Genomic DNA, 22,705 nt, shown 5'->3' on the forward strand with positions numbered 1-22,705 from the left:
AACTCCGCTACCCCTTCACGAAGCGCCGCGTTTGCAGCGTCTCTCCTTCGCCCACTTCCAGGTAGTACAATCCGGGAGCAAGATCGATGACCGGTACCTCCGTACGCAGCACCGTTCCCGCCTTCGGGTAGCGGTACTGCCGGAGCGGCCGGCCGAGGGCGTCGCGCAGCGTAAGGGTCACCTCACCGCGGTAGGCGTCGTTCAGCCGGACGGTGAGCTGGTCCGCGGCGGGGTTCGGGAAGTAGTCCAGGCTCCCCGCCACGGTGGAAGCCGGCAGCGGGGTAGACGGGATGAGCGGGCGGGCGACTGCGGCTTCGGAATGCTCCGGACAGCCCGCTGCCGCCGGTCCGAAACCGGCGGGGAGCTCCACCGTCGGCGATACAATCAGCTTATCGAGCCGGGTCCCCGGCTCCCGGGGGGCTACAGTAACGGTGTGCCGCCCGGCCGCCAGCGGGAAGGCGTATGGCCGGGCGGCAGCATCCAGGACACCCCGCCACTCGAAACCGTTGGTGAGCAACGCCCGACCGTCGGCCTCCCGCCATACCCGGATCCAGGCTCCGTCGTCTACGCTCACCCAGAAGGAGTTTCGTCCGACGTCCGGGGCGTCGAGGCGCAGGAAGAGGTAAAAAGTATCGGCCCGGGCGGTCGCGAAATCAAAATACAGGTTCCGGTAGGCTTCCGCTTCGGTCGGGGCCGCGGTGCCGGTAATACGGTCCGTGAAGGTCGTGAAGGTCCCCCCGCTCGCGGCCCCGTCGGCCTGGACCCGCCAGCCGGGATCGCGGGCCCCGCACTCCGCCTCGAAGGCAAAGGGTGGGGCGGAGGGGATGTCCTCCGGTTCGGTGACCAGAAGGTCAAGGGTAGCGGCATTCGTATAGCCGTCCAGATCGGTAACCGTCAGCGTGACGGCGTAGTGGCCGGCCGTGAAGTCCACCGTCGGGGTGGGGCCCGTAGCGCCGCCGCCCGGCCAGCTCCAAACGTAGGTGGCGATGGTGCCGTCGTAGTCAAAACTGCGGCTGCCATCGAGCCGGACGGTCAGCGGGGCCACGCCGCGGGTCACCGAAGCGAAGGCGATCGCCGTGGGGGGCTGCGGCGCCAGCTCGGAGCAGTTCGTGGCCGGCTCGCCGAATCGCGTGGGGGCGATTGGGTCCTGGGCGAGGTAGACCTTGTCCAACCGGGTTTTCCCCTCCCGGAAAGCGATATCGAGGGTGTTAGTACCCGCAGACAGGATCAAAGGCTCCGGCAGCGTGGCCCACCGGAAGTTGCGTACACCGGGGATGTTGTTCCACCGGATCCAGGGACCGTCGTTGGCACGCACCCAGAAGGAGTCCTCGGAGGCATTGCGGGCGAGGACGCGGACGTGCAGGGCATACGTTCCCGCGGTGGCCTGCTCGACGGTAAAGCGGATGCGGTTCTCGGGCTCGTCCGCCGGCGGCCGGGTGGTATGACGCCGGTCCGGGGCGAATACGAAAGCCTGGTTCGCGGCGTCGGGATCCGCTTCCACCCGCCAGTTGGCCCCTACCGTGCCGCACTCCGCTTCCAGCCAGAAGGCGGTGCCCAGGTTGCAGGGTTCCCCCATGACGTCGTCGACCAGGCCGTTGCAATCGTTGTCCAGGCCGTCGCAGGTTTCCGGCGCCCCCGGGTAGACCGCAGGGTCGAGCGGGTCGCAGTCGTCGGAGTCGTCAACCCCGTCGTTGTCGCTGTCGGCATTGGCGTACTCCACGGCCCCGATGCTGGGGGGATTGCCCCGGGGTTTACCGTCGATGTCGGTGGTCACCTCCGGTACCGCCAAGCCGCCCGTGGTCAGTTCCGGCGACGGGGGATCCGCCACCGGAAAGAAGCTGTAGGAATGCGCATCCTGCCCCGATACGGTTTGCCAGTCAGCCAGGTCTTCCGCGGAGGTCCCCCCGTAGCGCCCCAGGACCTCTCCGTTGCTGAACAGGATGTTGTAGTCCATCTCCAGGTCACCCCCGATGGCGGAGAGCTCCACCGCGGGGGCCAGGTCCGCGCGGAAGATGTTGTTCTTCACCGCTATGGCTCGGGCATCCGCGAGCTGGAAGGGAATAACCTGGCGCCCGGCGCCGTAGACGCTGTTGTGGTATACCAGGAAGTCGGCGACCCGGGAAACGCGCACGGCCACCCCTTGCGTCAGGGTCACGATGTTATTGGCTACCAGCGCGGGGGTCTCCGGGCTGCCCGTCCAGTTGCTGAGGCAAATCCCGCATTCTCCGTAGTTAAACGTAACGGGCCCCGATACCCGGTTGCCCATTACCGCCCCGCCCCGCAGTGTTGCCAGGTAGATACCTCCGTAGAAAAAGCGGTCGACCTGGTTGTCGGTGATCTCCGTGTCGGTAGGCAGGACATCGCCGGTGCCGTGGAAGAAGATCCCGTACGTTCCCCCTTCCACTCGGTTGCCCCGGATGCGGATGCCGGTGGCCGTGGTGGGGTGCAGATAGACCACCGCCTGAATGGGGTCGGCTACGGGTACGGCCGCGTCCGAGAAGAAACGGTTGCCCTCGATCACGATATCCTCCGCCGCGTTCACCACTTCCAGCGCCCGGTGATAGAAGCCGGAGGTGGCGGCTACGCCCAGGCGAAGCAGGCGCAGGTGGGCGGCGTTGCTCAGGCGGATCACGTAGTTGTCCGAATCCGAGGAGGCCGCGTATTCGAGGTCCACGTAGCGGGCCACGCCCGGCGCCGGCCGGAAGGTGACGGTGGCGGTGGCCGACGTACCGGCGATCGCGGGGATGGTGATTTGCTCGTTGTAGGTCCCCTCGGCGACGTCGAAGACCACCGCGGCGGATACCCCCTCCGCCTGCAGCGCCGTCACGGCCGCCGTGAAGGTGGGAAAATCGCCCCCCGCTCCGCCGATGGTGTAGGTGCCCGCTAACTGGGCCCGCAGACCGGCAAGCGCGAAGAGTAGCGTGAGTACGGTAAGGACGACGGCCCGCGGGGGCGGTGCTATCCGGAAGGGTAGTGGCATGACGATGAATCTGGCGGTGAACGGACATCCGTCCGGACACTCCTTCTGCCCCCTCCGGCGCGATTGACAACCAGACAAGCCTACTACCCGCCCTTGTCGATGATCAACGTCTGGGATGGGGTTTTTCGGTGGTGCCCGTGCGGTCGTACTAAAGCTACGGGAGTGCCGGGGAATTTAGCAATACGTCCCCCTACCTAAATTTTTAAAAGTCGGAATAGAGCAGTAGGGTAGGTATGCGGGGCTGTGGCAGAAACTTATCGGGTTGCCCGTATCTCTCGCTACGCCATGGATCTTTCCTACACCCTTCTTCACTTGCAGGCCCGCCGCCAGCTGACCAACTTCGACAGCCAGGAACTGGTCGACTGGGCCGTAGCGGCGCTGGTAGCCGGTTACGAAACCGAGCACCTGGTGATGCTGGCGGGGATGGCCGGCTACTCCAGCCTGGAGCTATGGGACTATTTCAACCGGGCCATCGCAGCACTTGCACCCGAACTACCCCCGGCGGATGCCGCAGCCCTGCACGCAACCGGTATCCGCGTGGCGGAGCGGACCACGGCCGGCGCGCATCCTGGAGGATATCACGGCCACGCGAGCTAATTTTATCGCCGTGACCCCAACCGCCCCTCCGGAAGGCATCTTCCTCAAAGACCTCTACGACCCCCGCCGCCGCATCAGTCGGGAATACTTCGGGGTATTCGCAATCCTGCTGGCGGTGATGCCGATCATCATTTTCTTTGGAGTGCCGACCGTGTTGCACTTTTTCGCCGCCCGCCGGGGCCCGAACCGGGGGCTGGTCTTCGGAAGCAGACCCATCGACCTCGCTCCCGAAGTCTACCCCTACGCGTTCGCGCTGTACGCCTACGTAGTGGTTGTCGTGTGCATCAACCGCATGCGGGCCACCGGGCGATCGCTGGCCTGGTTGCTGGTGCCGGGGTACAATGTGTATCTGTTGTTGCGGGCCCCCGACCGCTAATTCGCTTTCTACCCGCGCTCCGCCGCCATATTTACGCTAATTTTATGGGGCTATGCACCACTCCCTACGCTCCTTCTTCGGCACTTGCCTGCTGCTGTTGACACCATTTATCGCCCGTTCGCAGGCGGACGTCGAATCCGATCCGCTGGCCGACCTCATCGACCGGCTCTACACCGCGGAAGGTTTCCAGCAACGCTTCGTGCGGGCGCTGGAGGCGAATGCGGTCTTCCGCGAGAACGACGCGGACGAGGCGTTCATCGAGGCGGTCATGCCCCTCGTGCGGGAAACCGCACTGCTGCGGTACGGAATGGCGGTGCGGCAGGCCTTGGCCGACTTCTCCCCCGGCGAGATTGCCACTCTGCAGGAAACGATGGAGTCCTCCGCCGGCCCGGTACTGGCAAAGGTGCTGGCGGCCGACCAGACCTCCGTGCAGTCCCAGCTGCGTACCTACGTAGCCGAACTCGTGGCCACCGGGCTCGCCGCCAAGGGAGCAAAGGACAGCCTGCTCTACCACCGCGATTTCGGCTACGACCTGCGCGAGCTCATGGACGGCGAATACCTGCAGCCCACCGGTCCCGGCACGGCCACCCTCGTACGCCGGGAAGGAAACGTCCAAACCGAATACGTAGGCGCGGTACCACTACGCTACGACGTGGAGTGGCGCTCGAACAGCCGCTACCGCCTGACGCCCCGCGGGGATAATCCGCTGCCGACGGCGGGGGAGCGCACCGTCAACGTCTACGAGATCGAGGGCAACGAGTTCCGGTACATCTACCCGAACCCCGACGGTACCTATACCAAGGATCGCTTCTTCAAGACCGCCTACACCTCCTACGAACAGGAGATGAAAACCTTCCGCGTCGCCCTCGACGAGCAGTACCGACACCCCGGCACCTCGCCGCTCCCGGAGGCGGAGCGGGAGACCTTCGCGGGCCACGACTTCTTCCCCGTGGACGAGGCCTACCGCGTCGTGGCCGACTTCGTACCGGATACCACCGGCGCCGAGCTCACCATGCTCACCAGCAGCGGGAGCTCCGTCACCTACACCGTATACGGCCGCGCGCAATTCGATTTGGGCGGCGGAGCGCAGGAGCTAATGCTCCTCCACGACGCCCGCACCGACGACACCCCGACCGGCCGGCTCTTCGTTCCCTTCCGCGACGCCACCTCCGGCAAAAGCACCTACGGCGGCGGGCGCTACCTGGACATCCCTTTCCCGCAGGACGGCACCCTGGTGCTGGACTTCAACAAGGCCTACAACCCCTACTGCGCGTATACGGTGGGATATGCTTGTCCGGTGCCGCCGGAGGAGAATACGTTGGGGGTTGCGGTGGAGGTCGGGGTTAAAGCGCCGCCGGCCTATTGACACTGCGCGTCAGTGGGGTAGCGGCAATCATTCGCTAAATAATCGGTGATGGACATAGCCCAGATTCCGTAGCTGCCGGTAGCCTCGCACAGGTACCAGTTCTTCGTTTTACCCGGAGCCAATCCTTCATTGAAGGTGCCGTCTACCGTACTGTACCAGGTGCCGTTGGCGCGCTGCAGGCAAATGCCGGCTTTGATGAAGCCGTTCGAATCATTGCGTACGGTGACCTCGATGCTGTTGTCGCTGTTACAACGGGTACCAACTACGGCTTCAACAACGGTGATGAACTGCGTTGCGCTGTTCCAGTCACAGCTTCCACCGCCCCCTCCACTATTGCCGCCACCACCGCCGTTTCCATCGGATAGCATGCTGCAGGTCACCGGATACTCCACGCATCCGTCGCTGCTCACCGTGACCTGGCTGGTGTAGGTTCCCCCCGCCTGGGAGACCGTCTTGAGCGTGTAGGTCCCGGGATCTACCCAGGCCGTAATGTGGTCTTCGTCATGGGCGGAATGGCAGTACGGCCCGCCGTTCGGCCACAGGTAGGAACTCCGTTTGACCAACTGATCGTTGATGTAGTATTCGACCCACCCGGCTTGGCAATCGTCGTTGCGCTGGAAGATGATTTTCCCGGGCGGGGTACTTCCGGTGCCGCCACCGCCACCGCCGCTACCGCCATTATTACCCGAAAGCATGCTACACGTAACCGCGTATTCCAGGCAACCGTCGCTGGTAACGGTCACCTCATCCGTCCACGAGCCACCGGCTTCCGAGCGGATGTTTATCGTGTGCGACCCCGGGTTGGCGAGGATGACAATGTGGTCCTTGTCGGGCGTCCAGTTGCAGGCCGGACCGCCATCCGGCCAGTATTTCGTGTTGCGATGAACGAAAGCCCCGTCGAGGTAGTAATCGTCCCAGTTCCCCGTCTCACAGTCGCTGTTGCGTTGGAAGATGATTCTGCCCGGAGCCCCACTACCCGAGCCGCCGCCGCTGCCTCCACCTCCGCCGGCTGCACCGAAGCGGGAACAAAGGATACGGAACGGCGTACAATCCGTATTACTGGAAATGAAAACCGCGTCCGTCAGTTGGGCGCCGGTGCCCTGGGCGACGATGCGAACGGTATGCGTACCGAAGGGCAGGTCCGTAGCCAGGTGATCGAGGGTTGGAGCGTCGCCACAAAAGGGTCCTCCGTCGCTCCGATACGTGTCGAGGGTACCGATCCACTGCTCATTCACGTAGATATCCAAGGCTCCGCCGCCGCAGTCCTCGGCCAGCTGGAACAAGATTTTTCCCGTCGTGGCTTCTTCTTCCAGGATATCGGTTGGGTCGGGGCAGCCGAAGAAGCATAGCGTGCCGCAGGAGAGGATGTATAGTACGTGTCGCATACGTAGATTATCCCGCCATTGGTGAATGGTAACCCGGCTACGAACGGTTTATGGGATTACGCACCCGCGTCTAGCTACTACCGGAAGCAATAGCTTCCGGAGCCCCGCCGGCAATCCTGACCTACTGCGCTAAGGCCTACAACCCCTGTGGCGCCTTAGCCATGGGCTACGCATGGCCGGTACCGCCCCGGGAGAATACGCTGGCGGTGGCAGTGGAGGCAGGGGGGGAAGCGCCGGAGAAAAAAGTGGTTGATAATTCCTTCTCCGGTTACCCACAACGGGATCTCCGGTGGTCGTCGGGGCATGGCCGTAGGATTTCATCGAATTAAGTGCGAAGAAATTGTCCGAAAACAGAGAAGCAAACTTGACAAAGTGTAAAATAAACTTTACATTACAGGACAAATTCATCCGACCTACGCCATGCACCCCAAACAGCGCTACCTCGTCCCCTTCTTCAGCGGAAGCTTTTATATCGGCATTGCACTCATCCTGCTAGCCCTCGGAGCGCTGGGCTACGAGTGGACCAGCAACGGCGTCTGGTACCGGGAGAGCCTGATCGGTACGCTCGGCATGGGGTTGCTGTTCCTCTTTTTCTCCGGACGGCCGATGGTGGACGAGCGTACGCGCTTCCTCAAGTTCCAGGCCCTGGCTTACGCTTTCGTCATTACCACCGTCGTTGGCAGCCTGGTCAACTACCTGATCACCTACCCGGACGGGATGCACCAGGAAGCTTTCTCCTCCTATTTCTTCGTGTTCGGCTGCCTTTTGCTGGCCTTTATCTGCTACCGAATCCTCAGCGTCCGCGGATGACCAACCAGCTGAAAGTTGAGCGGGCCCGCCACGATCTTTCCCAGGCCGCCCTGGCGGCGCGGGTAGGGGTGAGCCGGCAGACCATCAATGCGGTAGAGACGGGCCGCTTCGTACCGTCGACCCTGCTGGCCCTTAAGATTGCCCGCGTACTCAACAGCCGCGTCGACGATCTTTTTGCCCTCGAAGCGGACGAGTTAGAGAAGAACGGGTAGGGTAGCGGGGCGCCGGCGCGCAGGAATCGGCCCGCCTCCCGCGCCCCGGCGCAAACCCCACCTCCCTCTACGTTGTTCTCCACCTTTACCCCCAATCGAACCCCACCGCTAAATGGCCAGTCCCAACACCCCGGAAGTACAAGCCCCCGTCGCCCACCCCGAAATTGAAAAAGTAGAACTGAAGTACCTCACCATCCGGGAGTACAAGCAGCTGCGCGACATCATGGAAGAGGCCTACGCCGTGCTGCCGGATGCCGCCTGGGCGCGGGAGGAGATCCAGGCCCTGATCAAGCGGTTCCCCGAGGGGCAGGTGGCTATCCACATCAACGGCCAACTGGCAGGTTGCGCCCTGTCGATTATCGTCGACTACACCCGGTTCAAGGACACCCACACCTACGAGGAGATCACCGGCAATTATAAGTTCGACACCCACGACCCCGACGGCAACATCCTCTACGGAGTGGACGTCTTCGTAGACCCCCGCTTCCGCGGCCTCCGCCTCGGCCGGCGTATGTACGACTACCGCAAGGAGCTCTGCGAGGAGCTGAACCTGGAAGGCATCATGTTCGGCGGCCGACTGCCCAAGTACCACCAGTACGCCGACGACCTCACTCCGAAGCAGTACATCGACCGGGTGAAGTCGAAAGACATCCACGATCCGGTGCTCAATTTCCAGTTTGCCAACGATTTTACCGTAAAGCGCATCATTAAGGGCTACCTCGAGGGCGACCATGAGAGCCAGGAATACGCCGCCCTGCTGCTGTGGAACAACGTGCTCTATACCGCCCCGACCCGCAAGGTGGGTACCGAGAAGAGCGTCGTGCGCCTCGGCCTCGTCCAGTGGCAGATGCGCCCGTACAGTGGCATGGACGAACTCGTGGAGCATGCCGAGTACTTCGTCGACGCCGTGGCGGCCTACCGCTCCGACTTCGCCCTCTTCCCGGAGTTCTTCAACGCGCCCCTCATGGCCGACTACAACCACCTGCCCGAGCCGGAAGCCATCCGCAAGCTGGCCGAGTTCACCGAGCCGCTGGTGAAGAAGTTCAGCGAGTTCAGCATCAGCTACAACATCAACATCATCACCGGATCCATGCCCTCCGTCGAGAACGGTAAGCTGTACAACGTCGGCTACCTCTGCAAGCGCGACGGATCGGTGGAGAAGTTTTACAAGCTGCACGTCACCCCCGACGAGGCCAAAGTGTGGGGCATGACCGGCGGCAAGAAACTCAAGGCCTTCGATACCGACTGCGGAAAGATCGGTATCCTGATCTGCTACGACGTCGAGTTCCCCGAGCTGCCGCGCCTGCTGGCCGAGCAGGACGTCGACATTCTCTTCGTTCCCTTCCTCACCGACACCCAGAACGGCTACAGCCGCGTCCGCCACTGCGCCCAGGCCCGCGCCATCGAAAACGAGTGCTACGTGGCCATCGCCGGCTCGGTCGGCAACCTGCCGAAGGTGCACAATATGGACATCCAGTACGCCCAGTCGATGGTGTTCACCCCCTGCGATTTCGCCTTTCCCAGCAACGGCGTTAAGGCGGAAGCCACCCCCAATACGGAAATGATCCTGGTCGCCGACGTCGACCTGGACCTGCTGAAGGAGCTGCACGTGCACGGTAGCGTGCACAACCTGCGCGACCGGCGGACGGATGTGTATAATCTGTCTTTGCGGTAGGGTTTGTCGTTAGCGGCTTCATGCGTACTGTGGTATCTGCCCGGAGCTGGGGCTCCGGGGCCCCTGGTCGGGGTGGAGGAGCTCCGGCTCTGCCCGTGTCTCCCAAGTGATGATTGGTAAGGCAAATCAGCAGGGGCGGGGCCGCTTGCGCTCCGCGCCATTTTGTAGCTGGAGCTCCGGAACCAAGGGAGAGGGACCGACCTAAGAAAACATTCAAAACTTTCAGAAAATATTGAAAGTAAGGGCAAAGCCCCGTATCTTTAGGGTCCACCAAAGCCGAAGACCATGGCTGTTCCCACCCTCCTTTACGATGATGCCTGTCCGATGTGTAAGGCGTATACCGCGGGTTTCCAACGCGCCGGCTGGTGCGATCGCGCCGCCTTCAGCGGGGTGGGGGAGCGGGGGGCAGCTCCCGGCCTAGACCTCGATCGGGCCCGTCACGAAATTCCCCTCGTGGATCCCGCAACCGGTACCGTCTACTACGGCCTGGATGCCATGACGCGGGTAATGGCTGGCGGAATGCCGGTACTCAAGCCCATTTTGCGCAGTCCGCTCTTGCGAATGGCGCTGACGCCGCTGTACAAGATCATCACCTACAACCGGCGCCTGATCGCCGGTACCCACGCCCCGGCTGCGGGCTTCGATTGCGCTCCCGATCGCCACGTCGGGTGGCGTTGGACGTATATCGCGCTGATGCTGTTAATAACGGGTTGCCTCGGGCTGCCTACCCTCTTCGGCGGAATCGCCATCATAGGTGGCATTGTCGGCCTCTACCTAACTCCCGATCGACTGAGCTATTTGGGTCACTACGCTACGGTGCTGTTCCTGGCAGCCGTGGCGCTATACGTTTTGCCCGCCCCCGTCGCCCCAATCGGTGCCAGCCTGCTCATCGGTTACGAAGCGCATCGTCGCCTCAATCCTTAGTGGTCTGCCGAACGGAGCGTAGCGTAGTTCGTCCGCCCACGGGTCGCCTCCGGTAGCATCTCGGCGTAGAACGCCTCGACCTTGGAGCTCACTGCCCAGCGAGTCTCCCACGAGCGTTCAATGTCTTATTTCACTGATAAGGAATCTCGGCGTGCAACGCCTTGGCCTTGAAGGGGCCTAAACCAGTTTAGTCCCCCCCACCCGGGTAAGCTCCCGGAACAGGTCCTGCACCCGGTCGAGCACCGATTCCCCGTGCTTATTCACGATCTCCCGCCCGTCGATGGCCCGTACGCGCGTGAGCTCGCCCATCGTGCCGGTGGTGAAAACCTCGTCGGCGACGTAGAATTCGCTGGGAGAGATGCGCCCCTCCTCGCAGGGAATGCCATTATCCCGGCAGAGCTGGAGCACCGTCGCCCGGGTGATGCCCGGTAGGCAGTAATCGGCCCAGGGTGTGCGGACCTTTCCGCGGCGAATACAGAAAACGTTCACGCCGTTCGCCTCCGATACAAAACCGTCCTTATCCAGCATCAGGCCCGCGTCCGTTCCCGCCTGGTTGGCTTCGATCTTGGCCATGATGTTGTTGATGAGGTTGTTGTGGTGGATCTTGGAATCCACGCTCATCGGGCTGTTGCGGCGCACCGAGCTGGTGGATAGCGTGATCGAGGCCGGGTACACCGGGGGCTTGTGCTCGGCCAGCACGATGAGGGTGCATCCCCGCTGGTTGAGCCGGGGGTCCATGCCCGAGGTGATCTTTTCCCCGCGGGTAAGCGTGAGGCGGATGTGGACGTCGTCGCGCATGCCGTTAGCTTCCAGCGTTTGCTTGATCGCATCGACCACGGTAGCGCGGGTCGGCAATCCCTGGAACCACATGGCGTGGGCGGAGTCGAAAAGCCGGTCGAGGTGGGCATCCAAGGAAAATACCCGCCCGTCGTACACCCGTAATCCTTCCCAGACCGCGTCGCCGCCCTGTACGCTGCTGTCGAAGACGCTGACCTTCGCTTCGGCGCGGGGCAGCAGTTTTCCGTCGATGTAGACCTTGATATTTTCGTTGGCGGGGTTGAAACCTTGTAGCATAGGGGGATTAAATAGCGTGTTCGAGCAGGCGCTGGTAAACCGGAAGGCACTCCTTGGCCACCCGCTCCATTGTCGGTGATAGTTCTACGGCCCGGGGCTGGTAGGGGCGGAAACCGACGCTCTCGTGTACCCCCGCGTACCAGTAGGGGGCCCAGCTGCCGTCGTAGGCTTTCGGCCCTTTTTCCCAGCTCAGCATGGCCGGGTCGTAGCCGATGCCGATCTGTTCACAGAGTTGCTCCAGCACACCCGGCGGATCTTCCAGCAGGCGGCGGGCGTCCACCACGGCGGCCAGGGTGCCGGCCACGGCCAGGCGGTCGAAGAGCTCCCCTTGCTGGGGCAGACCGATATCGCGGGCGGTAACCTTATCGATCACCTGGTGGAAAGAGGCGAGGATCTCGCGCGGGTCGCGAATCAGCAGCACGTTGACCATCTGGAAGAGGAAGTCCTGCGGCAATTCGATGAGGTGGTGGGTCATCTGCTTGAAGACCACTACGGGGGTGGTGTATTCTCCCTCCACCATTTGCCGTACGACGGCGTTGCCGTCGTTGTTCTGGGTTTTCAGGATCGTTTCCCGCCCCGGGTGATCGGCCTCGGTGGGCTGGTGGCCCAGGTAGTGGGCGTAGAGGGGCTCGTCTACCACCGTGGTATCCGCGCGCTGGGCGAAGGCGTACATCAGGGCCGTGCTAATATTACGCGGCGATGACCAGAGATTTATCCGGCTGCGGGTTTCCATACAATGGCGAAGAAAGAGGAAAAGGCGGGTAAGAAAAAATCCAAGGACGGTAAGAAGAAGAAATGCTGCGAGAAATACCTCAAGAAGGGTAAGTTTTGCAAGCGCTGCCCGATCGCGCCGGCGAGCTAGCCGCGGTCCGGTGCCCCCGGCACATCACGTGTTTGGACATTTGATCCAGGTGTATTAGTTTCACCGCTGCCTATAGTATCTTGTACCACTGAGTCTAAGACATCAGACTACCGAAGAAGTGGTAACGTGCCCCCGGTCAATTCGGCCGGGGGTACTCTCCGTTAGGCGTTTTCCGCTCGCTAGCGCCGGAACGGATCGCTGAGGCTGGCATCCACCAAAACGGAGCGGTCGGTGGTCAGTTCCAGGAAGGCGATGAGTGCCTGTTTGTCAGCTTCGGTGAAGTTCATTTTCCGCGGGGCGCCGTTGAAGTTCTCGCGGAGGTTGAAGTGGAGATTGCCGTGGTCCTGGATGCCCTCGCTATAGTGATCCACCACTTCCCGTAGCGTGGCGAAGCGGCCGTCGTGCATGTAGGGCGCGGTGAGGGCGACGTTGCGCAGGAAGGGTACCTTGAATACTCCGTCGAAGGCACTACCCCGGTGCTCGCCCACGCCGGCGTCCGCCGAGATCCGGTCGAGGCCGTTGTTAGCGATGGCCACGAAGGGCTGGGTAAGGTTCGTGCCGTGGCAGCTGGAGCAGTTATCGTTGAACAGTTGCTGCCCGTGGAGTTCATCCTCCGAGAAGGCCTCCAGGGGCGGGGCTCCGACGAAGCCGAAAGCGGCATCCATCAGGTCGTCGAAGGGGGAATCCATGCTGGAAATCGTGGCGCAAAACTTTTCGAGCGCCAGGGTGATGCGGTCCCCGGTCAGGTTTTCGCTGCCAAACGCTTTGCGGCTCAGGATGCGGTACATTTCCTGGCGTTTCAGATCGTCGGCCAGCTCGTTGAGGTCACGGCCCATCTCCACCCGGTCCTGGATGGTGAGGGTGCTCTGCTCCTTGATGGTGGCGGCGCGCTCGTCCCAGAAGAAGGCGACGCTGCCCTCGGTGAAGGAATTGCCGTCGGTGGAGGTTTCCCCGTAGCCGCTCACCTCGGTGGCGAAGGAGGGTACCGAGGCCAGGGCGATGCTGTTACGCTTGGTGTGCCCGCCGTTGATGCCCTTGCTGAAGGCCAGGTCGTCGCCGAAGGCCAGCTCCTGTTTGTGGCAGGTGGCGCAGCTCGTCTCTCCGGTGGCCGATAGCTGGGTATCGTAGAAGAGGACCCGGCCGAGCAGAGCCTTGGTCAGGTCGGCGGGATCCATAGCCAGGGTGGACTGGCCGGCCGTATTTATGGCGATGTGGTCGGGTAACGCCACTTCCCGTTCGAAGGTCACGTTGCCGAGGGTAAGTTCCTGATTCAGTACCGCGAGTTCCTCGGCGGTGAAGGGGGCCACGGCGAGGGCGGCGGGTTCGTTCCGTTCGTCTTCCAGACAGGCCGAGAACGTGAGGGAGACAACGACTAGGGGGAGGAGGTAGCGCATAGGGGAGGGTGTGGGTGGTACGAAGGCCGGTGCGGAGAGCGCGAACCATCAACCGCTGAAGGAAGATACGGGGAAAGTCACGGCACTGCAAGACCAGTGTCACTGCAATGTCAGTACATGGACGATGGCGCGGGCCCATTCGTTAGCGCTTTAGGTCATATTTAACAGATTTATTTTACCGTACCCCGACTGCCCCCGCGCAACCAAGTACCCGCATCGCCTATTTACCACGCATGTATGCTTCCCTGCGCGACGCCGTCGACGACCTAGAACGCTCCGGTCAACTTCTCCGCATTCGAGCCGAGGTCGACCCCGATTTGGAAATGGCCGAAATCCACCGGCAAGTCTTCGACGCCCGCGGCCCGGCCCTGCTCTTCGAGCGGGTTAAGGGAAGCCCCTTCCAGGCCGTATCGAATCTCTACGGCACCTACGAACGCACCGACTTCCTCTTCCGCGATACGCTGCCCGGCGTTAAGAAACTGGTGGAACTCAAGGCCGACCCGGCAAGCGTGGCGAAGAACCCGCTGCGCTACCTCGGGACACCAAAAACCGCTTTCTCCGCCCTGCCCCGCCGGCACCTGCGCCCCGCCGTCCAGTACGCCCAAACGACGATCGACCAGCTCCCGCTGGTTAAGTCCTGGCCCATGGACGGCGGCGCCTTCGTCACCCTGCCGCAGGTGTGCACCCTGCCCCCCGGCAGGCGCAAACCGATGGAGAGCAACATTGGGATGTACCGCATCCAGCTTACCGGTAATGAGTACGCGACCAATAAGGAGATCGGCCTGCACTACCAACTCCACCGCGGCATCGGCGTCCACCACACCGAATACAACCGCTCCCGCGAACCCTTCCGCTGCTCCGTCTTCATCGGCGGACCGCCCAGCCACGCCTTCTGCGCCATCATGCCGCTGCCCGAGGGACTCAGCGAGATGACCTTCGCCGGTATGCTCGCCGGTCGCCGCTTCGGCTACGCCTGGGACCGCGACTGGCTCCTCTCCGCCGACGCCGACTTCGTCATCACCGGCACCATCCGCAAGGGGGAGAAAAAACCCGAGGGCCCCTTCGGCGATCACCTGGGGTACTACTCCCTGCAGCACGACTTTCCGGTCATGGACGTGGAAACCGTCTGGCACCGCAAAGATCCCCTCTGGCACTTCACCGTGGTGGGCCGCCCCCCGGCCGAGGATTCCAGCTTCGGCTACCTCATCCACAAGATCGTCAAGGACCTTACCCCCGGGGAGTTTCCCGGCATCCGCCAGATCAACGCCGTGGACGAAGCCGGCGTCCACCCCCTGCTGCTGGCCATCGGCTCGGAGCGCTACATGCCCTTCCGGGAAAAGGTGCCCGAAGAGATCATCACCCAGGCCAACCGCATTCTGGGCAGCGGGCAGACCAGCCTCGCCAAGTACTGCCTCATCGCCGCCGAGGAGGACGACCCCGAGCTGGACGCCAACGACCAGCCCGCCTTTTTCCGCCACCTGCTCGAACGCTTCGACCCCACCCGCGACCTCCACTTCCAGACCCGCACCACCATCGATACCCTCGATTATTCCGGCTCCGGCTGGAACGCGGGCTCCAAGCTCATCTGGGCCTGTCGGGGGCCGGTGCGGCGCACGCTGTCCGCGGAAGTGCCCGCTGCCCTCGACCTGCCGGAAGGTTTCTCCCGTCCGCGCATGGTCGCGCCGGGCATCCTGGCGGTAGAGGGACCGCCCTTCGCGGGAACGGAAAGCTACGCCACGCTGGAACCATTTTTGCGCCGGGGCGCGGGTGAAAAGCTCCTGGAACAAACGCCATTGATCGTGGTGTGCGACGACAGTGAGTTTTTGGCCGCCGATTTCGCCAACTTCGTCTGGGCCACCTTCACGCGCAGCAACCCCAGCCACGATATCCACGGCATCGATGCCTTCACCGAGCATAAGCACTGGGGCTGCCGCGGACCCGTAGTGATCGACGCCCGGATTAAACCGTGGCACGCCCCGGGCTTGGTCACCGATCCCAAGGCGGTGGAAAGCGCTAGTCGGATCCTCCACGCCGCCGGCTTCCGGTAAGGGTATAGCCGACGTGCCACTCTACGAAGTCCGCCACGCTAAACTGTCGGGCGTTGACCAGGGTGGCGAGGTACACCCGATCGGAGAGCCGGTACTTCAGGCCGAGGCGCTGCCGGAAGCGATCCACGGGGTTCATGTCACCCGGCGCGACAACGTAATACTCCGCCTGCACCATTACCGACCAGCGGTGAAATATCAGTTCGTAGGAGGGGAAGACGCCCAGCCGCAGTCGGTCGCCCACGGAGCCCGCCGCGTGATGGTGTAGTTGCCCGTCTTCGGTCCAGGCCGACACGCGGTTCCCGTCGTGGTACATCAGGGAGCCACCCAGGCCAATCTTGGAGCCGTAGGATAGCCGTCTACCCACCGTCACCGCGATTCCGCCCAGCCCGTGGGTCAGGCCGCGGTACTTCTCCGATGGTGGTAAGTTTTCGGTTTGGTAGAGTCGCTTCTCCACACCGCCGAAGAAGGATATGCTGAGGTCCGTATACGGGGAGAACCGCGGTAGGGGCGGAAGCACCGCCGGTGGCACTTCCCGAATTGCGTAGCGCAGGCCGATCCCGGCCGACACGGCGTTCAGCCCCGCGTTCGGCCGCTTGACGTTGCCGTTGGAGACGTGGGTGAGCCCGGCGTCCAGCTGCAGGGCGAAGTGATCGCTCAGCGGCACCTTACCCGCCACCCGCAGGCGAAAGTAGGCCGTGAGGTAAGTGCTGATGAGCTTATTGAAGGGGTTGCGGTCCGCATCGTAGCGTCGCCAGCCGGCGGCCAGGCCGATATCGGCACCGTAGGCCAACCGGATTCCGTCACGTTCCCAGAGCGGGGCCAAAAAGCTGCGGTGGAGGGCGACGGGCCGGCCCAGTTCCCGGCGATTGTGGTAGTGGAGAAACGTCAGTCCGAAGCCAAGTTCCGGCCGCCCGTGGCGCCGTTCCCATTCCCGGTGGCCGGCCGTCCGCACCAGGAAGCTCGCCGTAGTGGCACCGAAGCGGGTGAGGGGAGCACCACTCAGGTTTTCGCCCCGTAGGAAGGGCTCCACGGGCAGGAGCATCCCCACTTGGTGACCGGCGGTCACGGTCCATGGCCGCCGGTTGTCGGCGGTATTCCGGTCGTGCTGCGCCGTGGCGATCGCGCTGATCAGGAACAGGAGATGTACGACGAGGAGGGCCTGGCGCATGGGCGGCGGAAGCCGCCCTTAGTGGCCGGGATCCGCTATGCTACGGGAGCGGGGCTTTCGGGGTTCGGCGCTTTCGAAAAGAAATGTCGACCCGGTGCCAGCGGCGGTAAATGGACGCCCGGGATTGCCGGGGCCACACCGGTGAAGACTATTTCGGCCCGCCGAACAGGGTCGGGGCGATCATGATACCTACGTAGTCGGATAGTTGGTTACCGAAAAGGAGGTTGTACTCCACCGCAATGCGCAAGTGGCTCAACTCAAGGCCAAGGCGCGGTACCAGCCCCAGCGCCGAATGGAGTTGGAGATCTCCTTCGTCCATCCTATTGCCGTTGTCGTCGTAGGTGGTGGTCGTACCGACAAATCCGCCGAAGCCGAGTCCGGCAAAGGGGCGGAAATTACCCTCCGTGCGCAGGTAGTAATCGCCGACGGCGACCACGCTGAGCGTGGTCCCGATGTCGGAAGCGCCTCGGTCAGGATCGGAGATGGAGGCTAAAAGTTCGTTGCGCAGACCGATGGAGGTGCGGTCGGAGGCGTTGTAGCGAACTTCGGTCCCCATGGCTACCGCCAGGTCGAAGCGCTCCCCGCCCGGGATTGCGTAGCCAAGCCGCACTACATCCCACTCAAACGCGCGGTAGTTAATAGACTGGGCCGTCAGTACCCCGGAAAGTAGTAGGAAGAGCAGGAAGGAGAGGTGCGCTTTATGCATAACAGGCTAATGCGGTACGCTCCTCCCCAGCCGGAGGAACCGGTTACTGGAATGACGCTACCTAACGCCCGCTCCCGACAACGCATTGTTCAGCAACTCCGATAAGCTGATTCCATCGCTCCGGGCCCACCGCTGGTGATTACCTTCATTCAATTAAAGCTTTACGATGCTCGACTATCCTGCCGCTTTGGCGCTTACCCTGGCACCGACATTTGACTGGGGAGAAGAAACCGTTCCGCTAGCCACGGCCACCGGCCGCGTGCTGCGGCAAACGGTGACCGCCGACCGCGACCAGCCCCCCTTCGACCGGGTCGCCATGGACGGGGTGGCCATCGCCTACGCTGCCTACGCCGCCGGGCAGCGCCGCTTCCCCGTCTCGCACATGGCCCCCGCCGGTACCGCTCCCCGACCGCTAGCGGCCACCGATCAGTGCGTCGAGGTCATGACCGGCGCGCCGCTGCCCCCAGGTACGACGACGGTGATTCGCTACGAAGATGTGCGCCAGGACGGGGAGGCCTTCGTCTTGCCCGACGGAATAGCCGACGCAACCAGCATCCACCGCCGGGGTACCGATGCCCGGGCCGGCGATCGTATGTTGGACGATCGGCGGGTGATCGGTCCCGCGGAAATGGCCGTGCTGGCAACCTACGGCGTGGCGGAAGTAACCGTCAGCCGCTGGCCGCGGGTAGCGATCGCGTCCACCGGCGACGAGGTCGTTTCGGTAGACCGCGATCCCCTCCCACACCAGATCCGCAGTTCCAACGTCCACCAGCTGGCCGCCCTCTTCCGGGCTGTGGGGATCGAGCCGACCCTGGGGCACCTCGGTGACGATCCGGCCGGTGGGCGGGCGGATCTGGTCGAGCTGGTCCGCGACCACGACGTGGTCCTCCTCAGCGGTGGCGTATCGAAGGGGAAGCTCGACCACGTTCCCGACTGGCTCGCGGCGGCGGGTATCGAAAAACTGTTCCACCGCGTAGCCCAGCGCCCCGGTAAACCGCTGTGGGTGGGCCGCGACGCCGCTACCATGGTGTTCGCCCTGCCCGGTAATCCGGCATCGAGCCTGGTCGGCGCGGTGGCCTACGTCGGCGCCTGGTTACGTAAGCAGTTGGGCATTTCCCGGCCGGACCGGTCCGTGCGCCTGCTCGAAGCCGTGGACTTTCCGCCCGAACTGACTTTATTCCGCTCCGTACGGCTCGATCAAACCACGGAAGGGGAAGGCGCCCGGCCGGTATCCAACAACGGGAGCGGAGACCTGGTGAACCTGGCGGCTAGCGACGGATTCCTGGTTTTGCCCGCCGACCGCGCTAACTTTTTGCCGGGCCATTACTTTCCGTATCTACCCCTCCGGTTCTTTTAATTCGCTCCTTATGCACCAGAAGCATCCCAAAATGACGCGTCCGGCCCTCGGTCACTACGGCCGCACGGAATTCGCCCTCGTCGGCACCACCTGCGAGCGTATGGAACGACTGATGGCGGAATGGGCGGCCCGCTTCGCCGAATACCGTTGCCTAACCGTAACGGGCGAGCACCGGGACCACCCCACGCCGGCGTCGATTCGGTACGGCCGCAAACACTTCACCCCCGGTATGGACGACTGGAACGAATACGACGACCGGCTACTCGGCCAGGACTACGACCTGGTGCTGGTAAACGGCAATCACTACCCGGCCAAGCGGCAGATCGTATTCGTCGACGAGGCGAAAGCCGCCACCCTCGAAAGGCGGAAGGAGCAGCTCACCGACATCTTCGCTATCGTGCACGTCAACGGCCCCGCGGCCATGCCGGAGTGGTTAAAGACCCTGGCGAGTCAGCAGCACTGTCCGCCGATCACCACCACCATGAGCCTCCTCGAACCACTCGCCGACGGTATCGGGCGGGCACTGAAAAGCGGCGTTCCCCGCCTGCGCGCCCTCATACTGGCCGGTGGCGCCAGCAGCCGGATGGGGGAAGACAAGGGCCAGCTCGTGTACCGGAACGGGCAAACGGAAGTCGAGCGGCTCTACCATCTCTGCCTTTCCTGCGGGGTGGCGGCGAGCATTTCCGTCCGCGAGGGCACGGATGCGGAGGCATATCCCGCTCCGGTCATCCCGGATCGTTTCCTCGGCATGGGGCCGGCGGGGGCCATCTGTTCGGCTTTCCTGGAGGATCCCGACGCCGCCTGGCTGGTACTGGCTTGCGATCTGCCCCTGCTGGATACGGACACCCTCCGCCAACTCATCGACGCCCGCGCTCCGGAGCGCTACGCCACCGCCGTCCGCGGACCGGAGCGGGAATGGCCCGAACCCCTAATTGCGATCTACGAACCCCGTGCCTACCAGCGACTCCTACGGTTCCTGACGTTGGGCTACTCTTGTCCGCGGAAGCTGCTCATCAATAGCTCGATCCAGCTGGTCAACCTGGACGACATGCTCCCCCTCACCAACGCGAATACGCCGGAGGAGCGCGACCGGGTCCGGAGCATCTTTCGGTAGGCGGCCACTGGAAAGCAAAGAACGAGAGCGAGGGAAATTTTTACAGGGCTTGCGTAGTTACGTAGAATATACGTAGATTTGCTTACGTAGCAATCTACGTATGCTACGTAAACGCCAGCCACTATGCAAATCGTCGTCATCGGGAATGGAATGGTCGGACACAAGTTCTGCGACCTATTCGCCCGTCACCCCCGCCGCGGAGAATTTCAACTGACCGTCTACGGCGAGGAATGCCGGCCGGCCTACGACCGCGTCCACCTCAGCGCCTACTTCAGCGATCGCGACGCCGGGAAGCTTTCCCTCGCTACCCGGGAGTGGTACGCGGAAGCGGGCATCACCCTGCGTACCGGCGAGTTGGTCACCGAACTCGACACCGACAAGCGCGAGTTACGTACCCACCTCGGTAACGTACAGCGCTACGACTACCTGGTACTGGCCACCGGCTCCGTCCCCTTCGTACCCCCCGTTCCCGGTCGGGACAAGAAGGGGGTCTTCGTGTACCGTACGATCGAGGACCTCGAGGCGATTCTCGGTTACGCCGATCAACTGAAGCAACGCCCGGGCGCCCGTTCCGTGGTAATGGGCGGCGGCCTGCTCGGACTCGAAGCGGCCAAGGCGACCCTCGACATGGGCTTGCCCACCGACGTGGTGGAGTTCGCCCCCCGCCTGATGCCCCGCCAGCTGGATGAGGTCGGTGCCGCCACACTCACCAGTACCCTGACCGAGTTGGGACTCGGCGTCCACCTGTCTAAAAGCACCACCGCCATCGCGGGCAACGGCTCGATCACCCACCTGGAGTTCAGCGATCGGTCGACCTTACCCACGGATATGCTGATCATCTCAGCGGGAATCCGGCCGCGGGACGAACTGGCACGCAAAGCCGGCATCGAAGTCGGCCCCCGCGGCGGCATTCTCGCCGATGAATACCTGCGCACGAGTGCCCCCGACGTCTACGCGATCGGGGAGGCGGCCCTGTACCGCGACATGATTTACGGGCTCGTCGCCCCGGGTTACGACATGGCCCGGGTGGCGCTGGGGTCGATCATGGCCGACGCCGACGGGGGCTGCATGCCGGAATCGATCGACCTGTCCACTAAGCTGAAACTGATCGGTACCGACGTAGCGAGTTTTGGCGACTGTTTCCCCCCGGCCGAAGCATCCCGCTCCATCGTTTACCACGACGAATCCCGGGGTATCTACAAGCGGATCAACATTAGCCGAGACGGCAAACGATTGCTGGGGGGCATGCTGGTGGGCGACGCCGGCGACTACAACATGCTCCACCAAATCTACAAGAACGGTATGCCCCTGCCCCCGCAGCCGGAAGACCTGATCCTGGGGGCCCGTGGGGTAGGGGGGCAGCCCGGCGCCGGCGTGCTGGACCTGCCGGACGCGGCCGTCATCTGCTCCTGCGAAAACGTCACGAAGGGGAAACTCTGCGGCCTGCTGGAAGACGGGTCGGCCGCCTCGGTAAAGGAACTGGTAGGCTGCACCGGGGCCGGAACGGGCTGCGGCGGCTGCAAGCCCATCCTGAGCGACGTGGTCGAAAATTACCTGAAGGCCCAGGGCAAGGTAGTCCGCAACGTCATCTGCGAGCACTTCCCCTTCACCCGCCAGGAACTGCGGGACCTGGTGCAGCTAAAGGAGCTGCGTACCTACGACGAAGCCCTCGATACCCTCGGCAGCGGCCACGGCTGCGAGGTCTGCAAGCCGGCGCTCGCGAGCATCTTCGCTACCGTCTACGCCGAAACCGCTAACCCCCAGGCGCAGATTCAGGATACCAACGACCGCTTCCTGGCCAACATCCAGCGGAACGGTACCTACTCGGTGGTGCCGCGTATCCCCGGGGGGGAGATCACGCCGGACAAGCTGCTCGCCATCGGTCGCGTAGCCAAGAAGTACGACCTCTACACCAAGATCACCGGCGGGCAGCGTATCGATCTGTTCGGCGCCCGGCTGGAGGAGCTGCCCCCGATCTGGGAGGAGCTGATCGCCGCTGGTTTCGAGAGCGGACACGCCTACGGTAAATCGCTCCGCACGGTGAAAAGCTGCGTCGGCAGTACCTGGTGCCGCTACGGGATGGACGAGTCCGTCTCCTTCGCCATCGAGATCGAGGAGCGGTACAAGGGCCTCCGGTCCCCGCACAAGCTCAAGGGTGGGGTGAGCGGCTGTATCCGGGAATGTGCCGAGGCCCGGGGCAAGGATTTCGGCCTGATCGCCGTGGAAGAAGGCTATAACGTGTACGTCTGCGGCAACGGCGGTGCCCGCCCCAAACACGCCGAGCTACTCGCGGGGCCGGTAGATCGGGCCACCGCCGTGAAGTACCTCGATCGCTTCCTCATGTTTTACCTGCGCACCGCCGCCCCCCTGGTCCGCACCGCCAAGTGGCTCGAGGGCCTGGACGGCGGCATCGCCTACCTGAAAAGCGTGGTGGTGGACGATGCCCTCGGCCTGGCGGAGGAACTGGAAACGGAAATGCAGGGCCTGGTGAACGGCTACGCCTGCGAGTGGAAAGAGGCCATCAGCGATCCCGCCATGCGGCAGCGCTTCCGCCCCTTCGTGAACACAGAGGACAGCGAGGAGCTCGCCTTCGTTCCCCTCCGTGAGCAGAAAATGCCGAAACCGTGGTAGTGCCCGAAACCTCATTCCCTTCCGTA

The 22,705-nt window shown here is 63.3% G+C and carries 18 protein-coding genes; 11 read left to right on the plus strand and 7 right to left on the minus strand.

The features are described 5' to 3' along the window. Window positions 1–7 precede the first annotated feature (7 nt). Window positions 8–2,980, minus strand: coding sequence for a MopE-related protein (locus CLV84_RS06575; RefSeq protein WP_104418919.1), 2,973 nt, complete (start codon window positions 2,978–2,980; stop codon window positions 8–10). 243 nt (window positions 2,981–3,223) lie between these two features. On the opposite strand from CLV84_RS06575, the gene CLV84_RS06580 reads away from it, so the two are divergent. From CLV84_RS06580 to CLV84_RS06590, 3 genes are read left to right on the plus strand one after another with little or no spacing between them, the layout of a single operon-like run. Beyond that, complete coding sequence (locus tag CLV84_RS06580) at window positions 3,224–3,577, plus strand: hypothetical protein (protein WP_170067595.1); 354 nt, start codon at window positions 3,224–3,226, stop codon at window positions 3,575–3,577. A 10-nt stretch (window positions 3,578–3,587) separates the two neighbouring features. Next, entirely contained in the window at window positions 3,588–3,953 is a 366-nt protein-coding gene (locus tag CLV84_RS06585; RefSeq protein WP_104418921.1) for a hypothetical protein, read from the plus strand. 52 nt (window positions 3,954–4,005) lie between these two features. Continuing rightward, entirely contained in the window at window positions 4,006–5,319 is a 1,314-nt protein-coding gene (locus CLV84_RS06590; RefSeq protein ID WP_104418922.1) for a DUF1684 domain-containing protein, read from the plus strand. Here CLV84_RS06590 and CLV84_RS06595 read toward each other — a convergent pair. Beyond that, window positions 5,313–6,704, minus strand: a complete 1,392-nt coding sequence (locus tag CLV84_RS06595; RefSeq protein WP_104418923.1) for a hypothetical protein — start codon at window positions 6,702–6,704, stop codon at window positions 5,313–5,315. The two genes, CLV84_RS06590 and CLV84_RS06595, sit on opposite strands and share 7 nt — an antisense overlap. 420 nt (window positions 6,705–7,124) lie before the next feature. On the opposite strand from CLV84_RS06595, the gene CLV84_RS06600 reads away from it, so the two are divergent. From CLV84_RS06600 to CLV84_RS06615, 4 genes are all read left to right on the plus strand, one after another. After that, on the plus strand, window positions 7,125–7,514 hold the full coding sequence (locus CLV84_RS06600; protein ID WP_104418924.1) for a hypothetical protein: 390 nt from the start codon (window positions 7,125–7,127) through the stop codon (window positions 7,512–7,514). After that, on the plus strand, window positions 7,511–7,726 hold the full coding sequence (locus CLV84_RS06605; protein ID WP_104418925.1) for a helix-turn-helix transcriptional regulator: 216 nt from the start codon (window positions 7,511–7,513) through the stop codon (window positions 7,724–7,726). The genes CLV84_RS06600 and CLV84_RS06605 overlap by 4 nt, the downstream gene beginning before the upstream one ends. Before the next feature lie 112 nt (window positions 7,727–7,838). Beyond that, the gene (locus CLV84_RS06610) at window positions 7,839–9,401 is read left to right on the plus strand and encodes a carbon-nitrogen hydrolase family protein (protein ID WP_104418926.1); all 1,563 of its coding nucleotides are present in this window, start codon (window positions 7,839–7,841) and stop codon (window positions 9,399–9,401) included. A 285-nt stretch (window positions 9,402–9,686) separates the two neighbouring features. Beyond that, window positions 9,687–10,325 carry a DCC1-like thiol-disulfide oxidoreductase family protein gene (locus tag CLV84_RS06615; protein ID WP_104418927.1) on the plus strand — a complete coding sequence of 213 codons (639 nt, stop codon included), beginning with the start codon at window positions 9,687–9,689 and terminating at the stop codon, window positions 10,323–10,325. 177 nt (window positions 10,326–10,502) lie between these two features. On the opposite strand, the gene CLV84_RS06620 is transcribed toward CLV84_RS06615, so the two are convergent. From CLV84_RS06620 to CLV84_RS06630, 3 genes are all read right to left on the minus strand, one after another. Then, on the minus strand, window positions 10,503–11,399 hold the full coding sequence (locus CLV84_RS06620; RefSeq protein WP_104418928.1) for an aminotransferase class IV: 897 nt from the start codon (window positions 11,397–11,399) through the stop codon (window positions 10,503–10,505). A gap of 7 nt (window positions 11,400–11,406) precedes the next feature. Next, on the minus strand, window positions 11,407–12,132 hold the full coding sequence (locus CLV84_RS06625) for a sulfotransferase-like domain-containing protein (protein ID WP_104418929.1): 726 nt from the start codon (window positions 12,130–12,132) through the stop codon (window positions 11,407–11,409). Window positions 12,133–12,440: 308 nt separating this feature from the next. Beyond that, the gene (locus CLV84_RS06630; protein ID WP_104418930.1) at window positions 12,441–13,655 is read right to left on the minus strand and encodes a cytochrome-c peroxidase; all 1,215 of its coding nucleotides are present in this window, start codon (window positions 13,653–13,655) and stop codon (window positions 12,441–12,443) included. Between the two features lie 233 nt (window positions 13,656–13,888). Between CLV84_RS06630 and CLV84_RS06635 the strand changes: the two genes are divergently transcribed. Then, window positions 13,889–15,703, plus strand: coding sequence for a UbiD family decarboxylase (locus CLV84_RS06635; RefSeq protein ID WP_104418931.1), 1,815 nt, complete (start codon window positions 13,889–13,891; stop codon window positions 15,701–15,703). Here the strand turns inward: CLV84_RS06635 and CLV84_RS06640 are convergent. Further along, entirely contained in the window at window positions 15,669–16,871 is a 1,203-nt protein-coding gene (locus tag CLV84_RS06640) for an acyloxyacyl hydrolase (protein WP_104418932.1), read from the minus strand. The two genes, CLV84_RS06635 and CLV84_RS06640, sit on opposite strands and share 35 nt — an antisense overlap. 148 nt (window positions 16,872–17,019) lie before the next feature. Further along, window positions 17,020–17,577 (minus strand): hypothetical protein, encoded by a 558-nt coding sequence (locus tag CLV84_RS06645; RefSeq protein WP_104418933.1) that lies wholly within the window; start codon window positions 17,575–17,577, stop codon window positions 17,020–17,022. 166 nt (window positions 17,578–17,743) lie between these two features. Between CLV84_RS06645 and CLV84_RS06650 the strand changes: the two genes are divergently transcribed. The 3 genes from CLV84_RS06650 (at window position 17,744) to nirB (ending at window position 22,679) form a co-directional block, all read left to right on the plus strand. Continuing rightward, a complete protein-coding gene (locus CLV84_RS06650; RefSeq protein ID WP_104418934.1) occupies window positions 17,744–18,934 on the plus strand; it encodes a molybdopterin molybdotransferase MoeA in 1,191 nt (396 codons plus the stop codon). 10 nt (window positions 18,935–18,944) lie between these two features. Next, window positions 18,945–20,048, plus strand: coding sequence for an NTP transferase domain-containing protein (locus tag CLV84_RS06655; RefSeq protein ID WP_104418935.1), 1,104 nt, complete (start codon window positions 18,945–18,947; stop codon window positions 20,046–20,048). A 123-nt stretch (window positions 20,049–20,171) separates the two neighbouring features. Continuing rightward, entirely contained in the window at window positions 20,172–22,679 is a 2,508-nt protein-coding gene (gene nirB / locus CLV84_RS06660; RefSeq protein ID WP_104418936.1) for a nitrite reductase large subunit NirB, read from the plus strand. Window positions 22,680–22,705: the final 26 nt, after the last annotated feature.

The organism is Neolewinella xylanilytica (assembly GCF_002934605.1).
GTDB lineage: Bacteria > Bacteroidota > Bacteroidia > Chitinophagales > Saprospiraceae > Neolewinella > Neolewinella xylanilytica.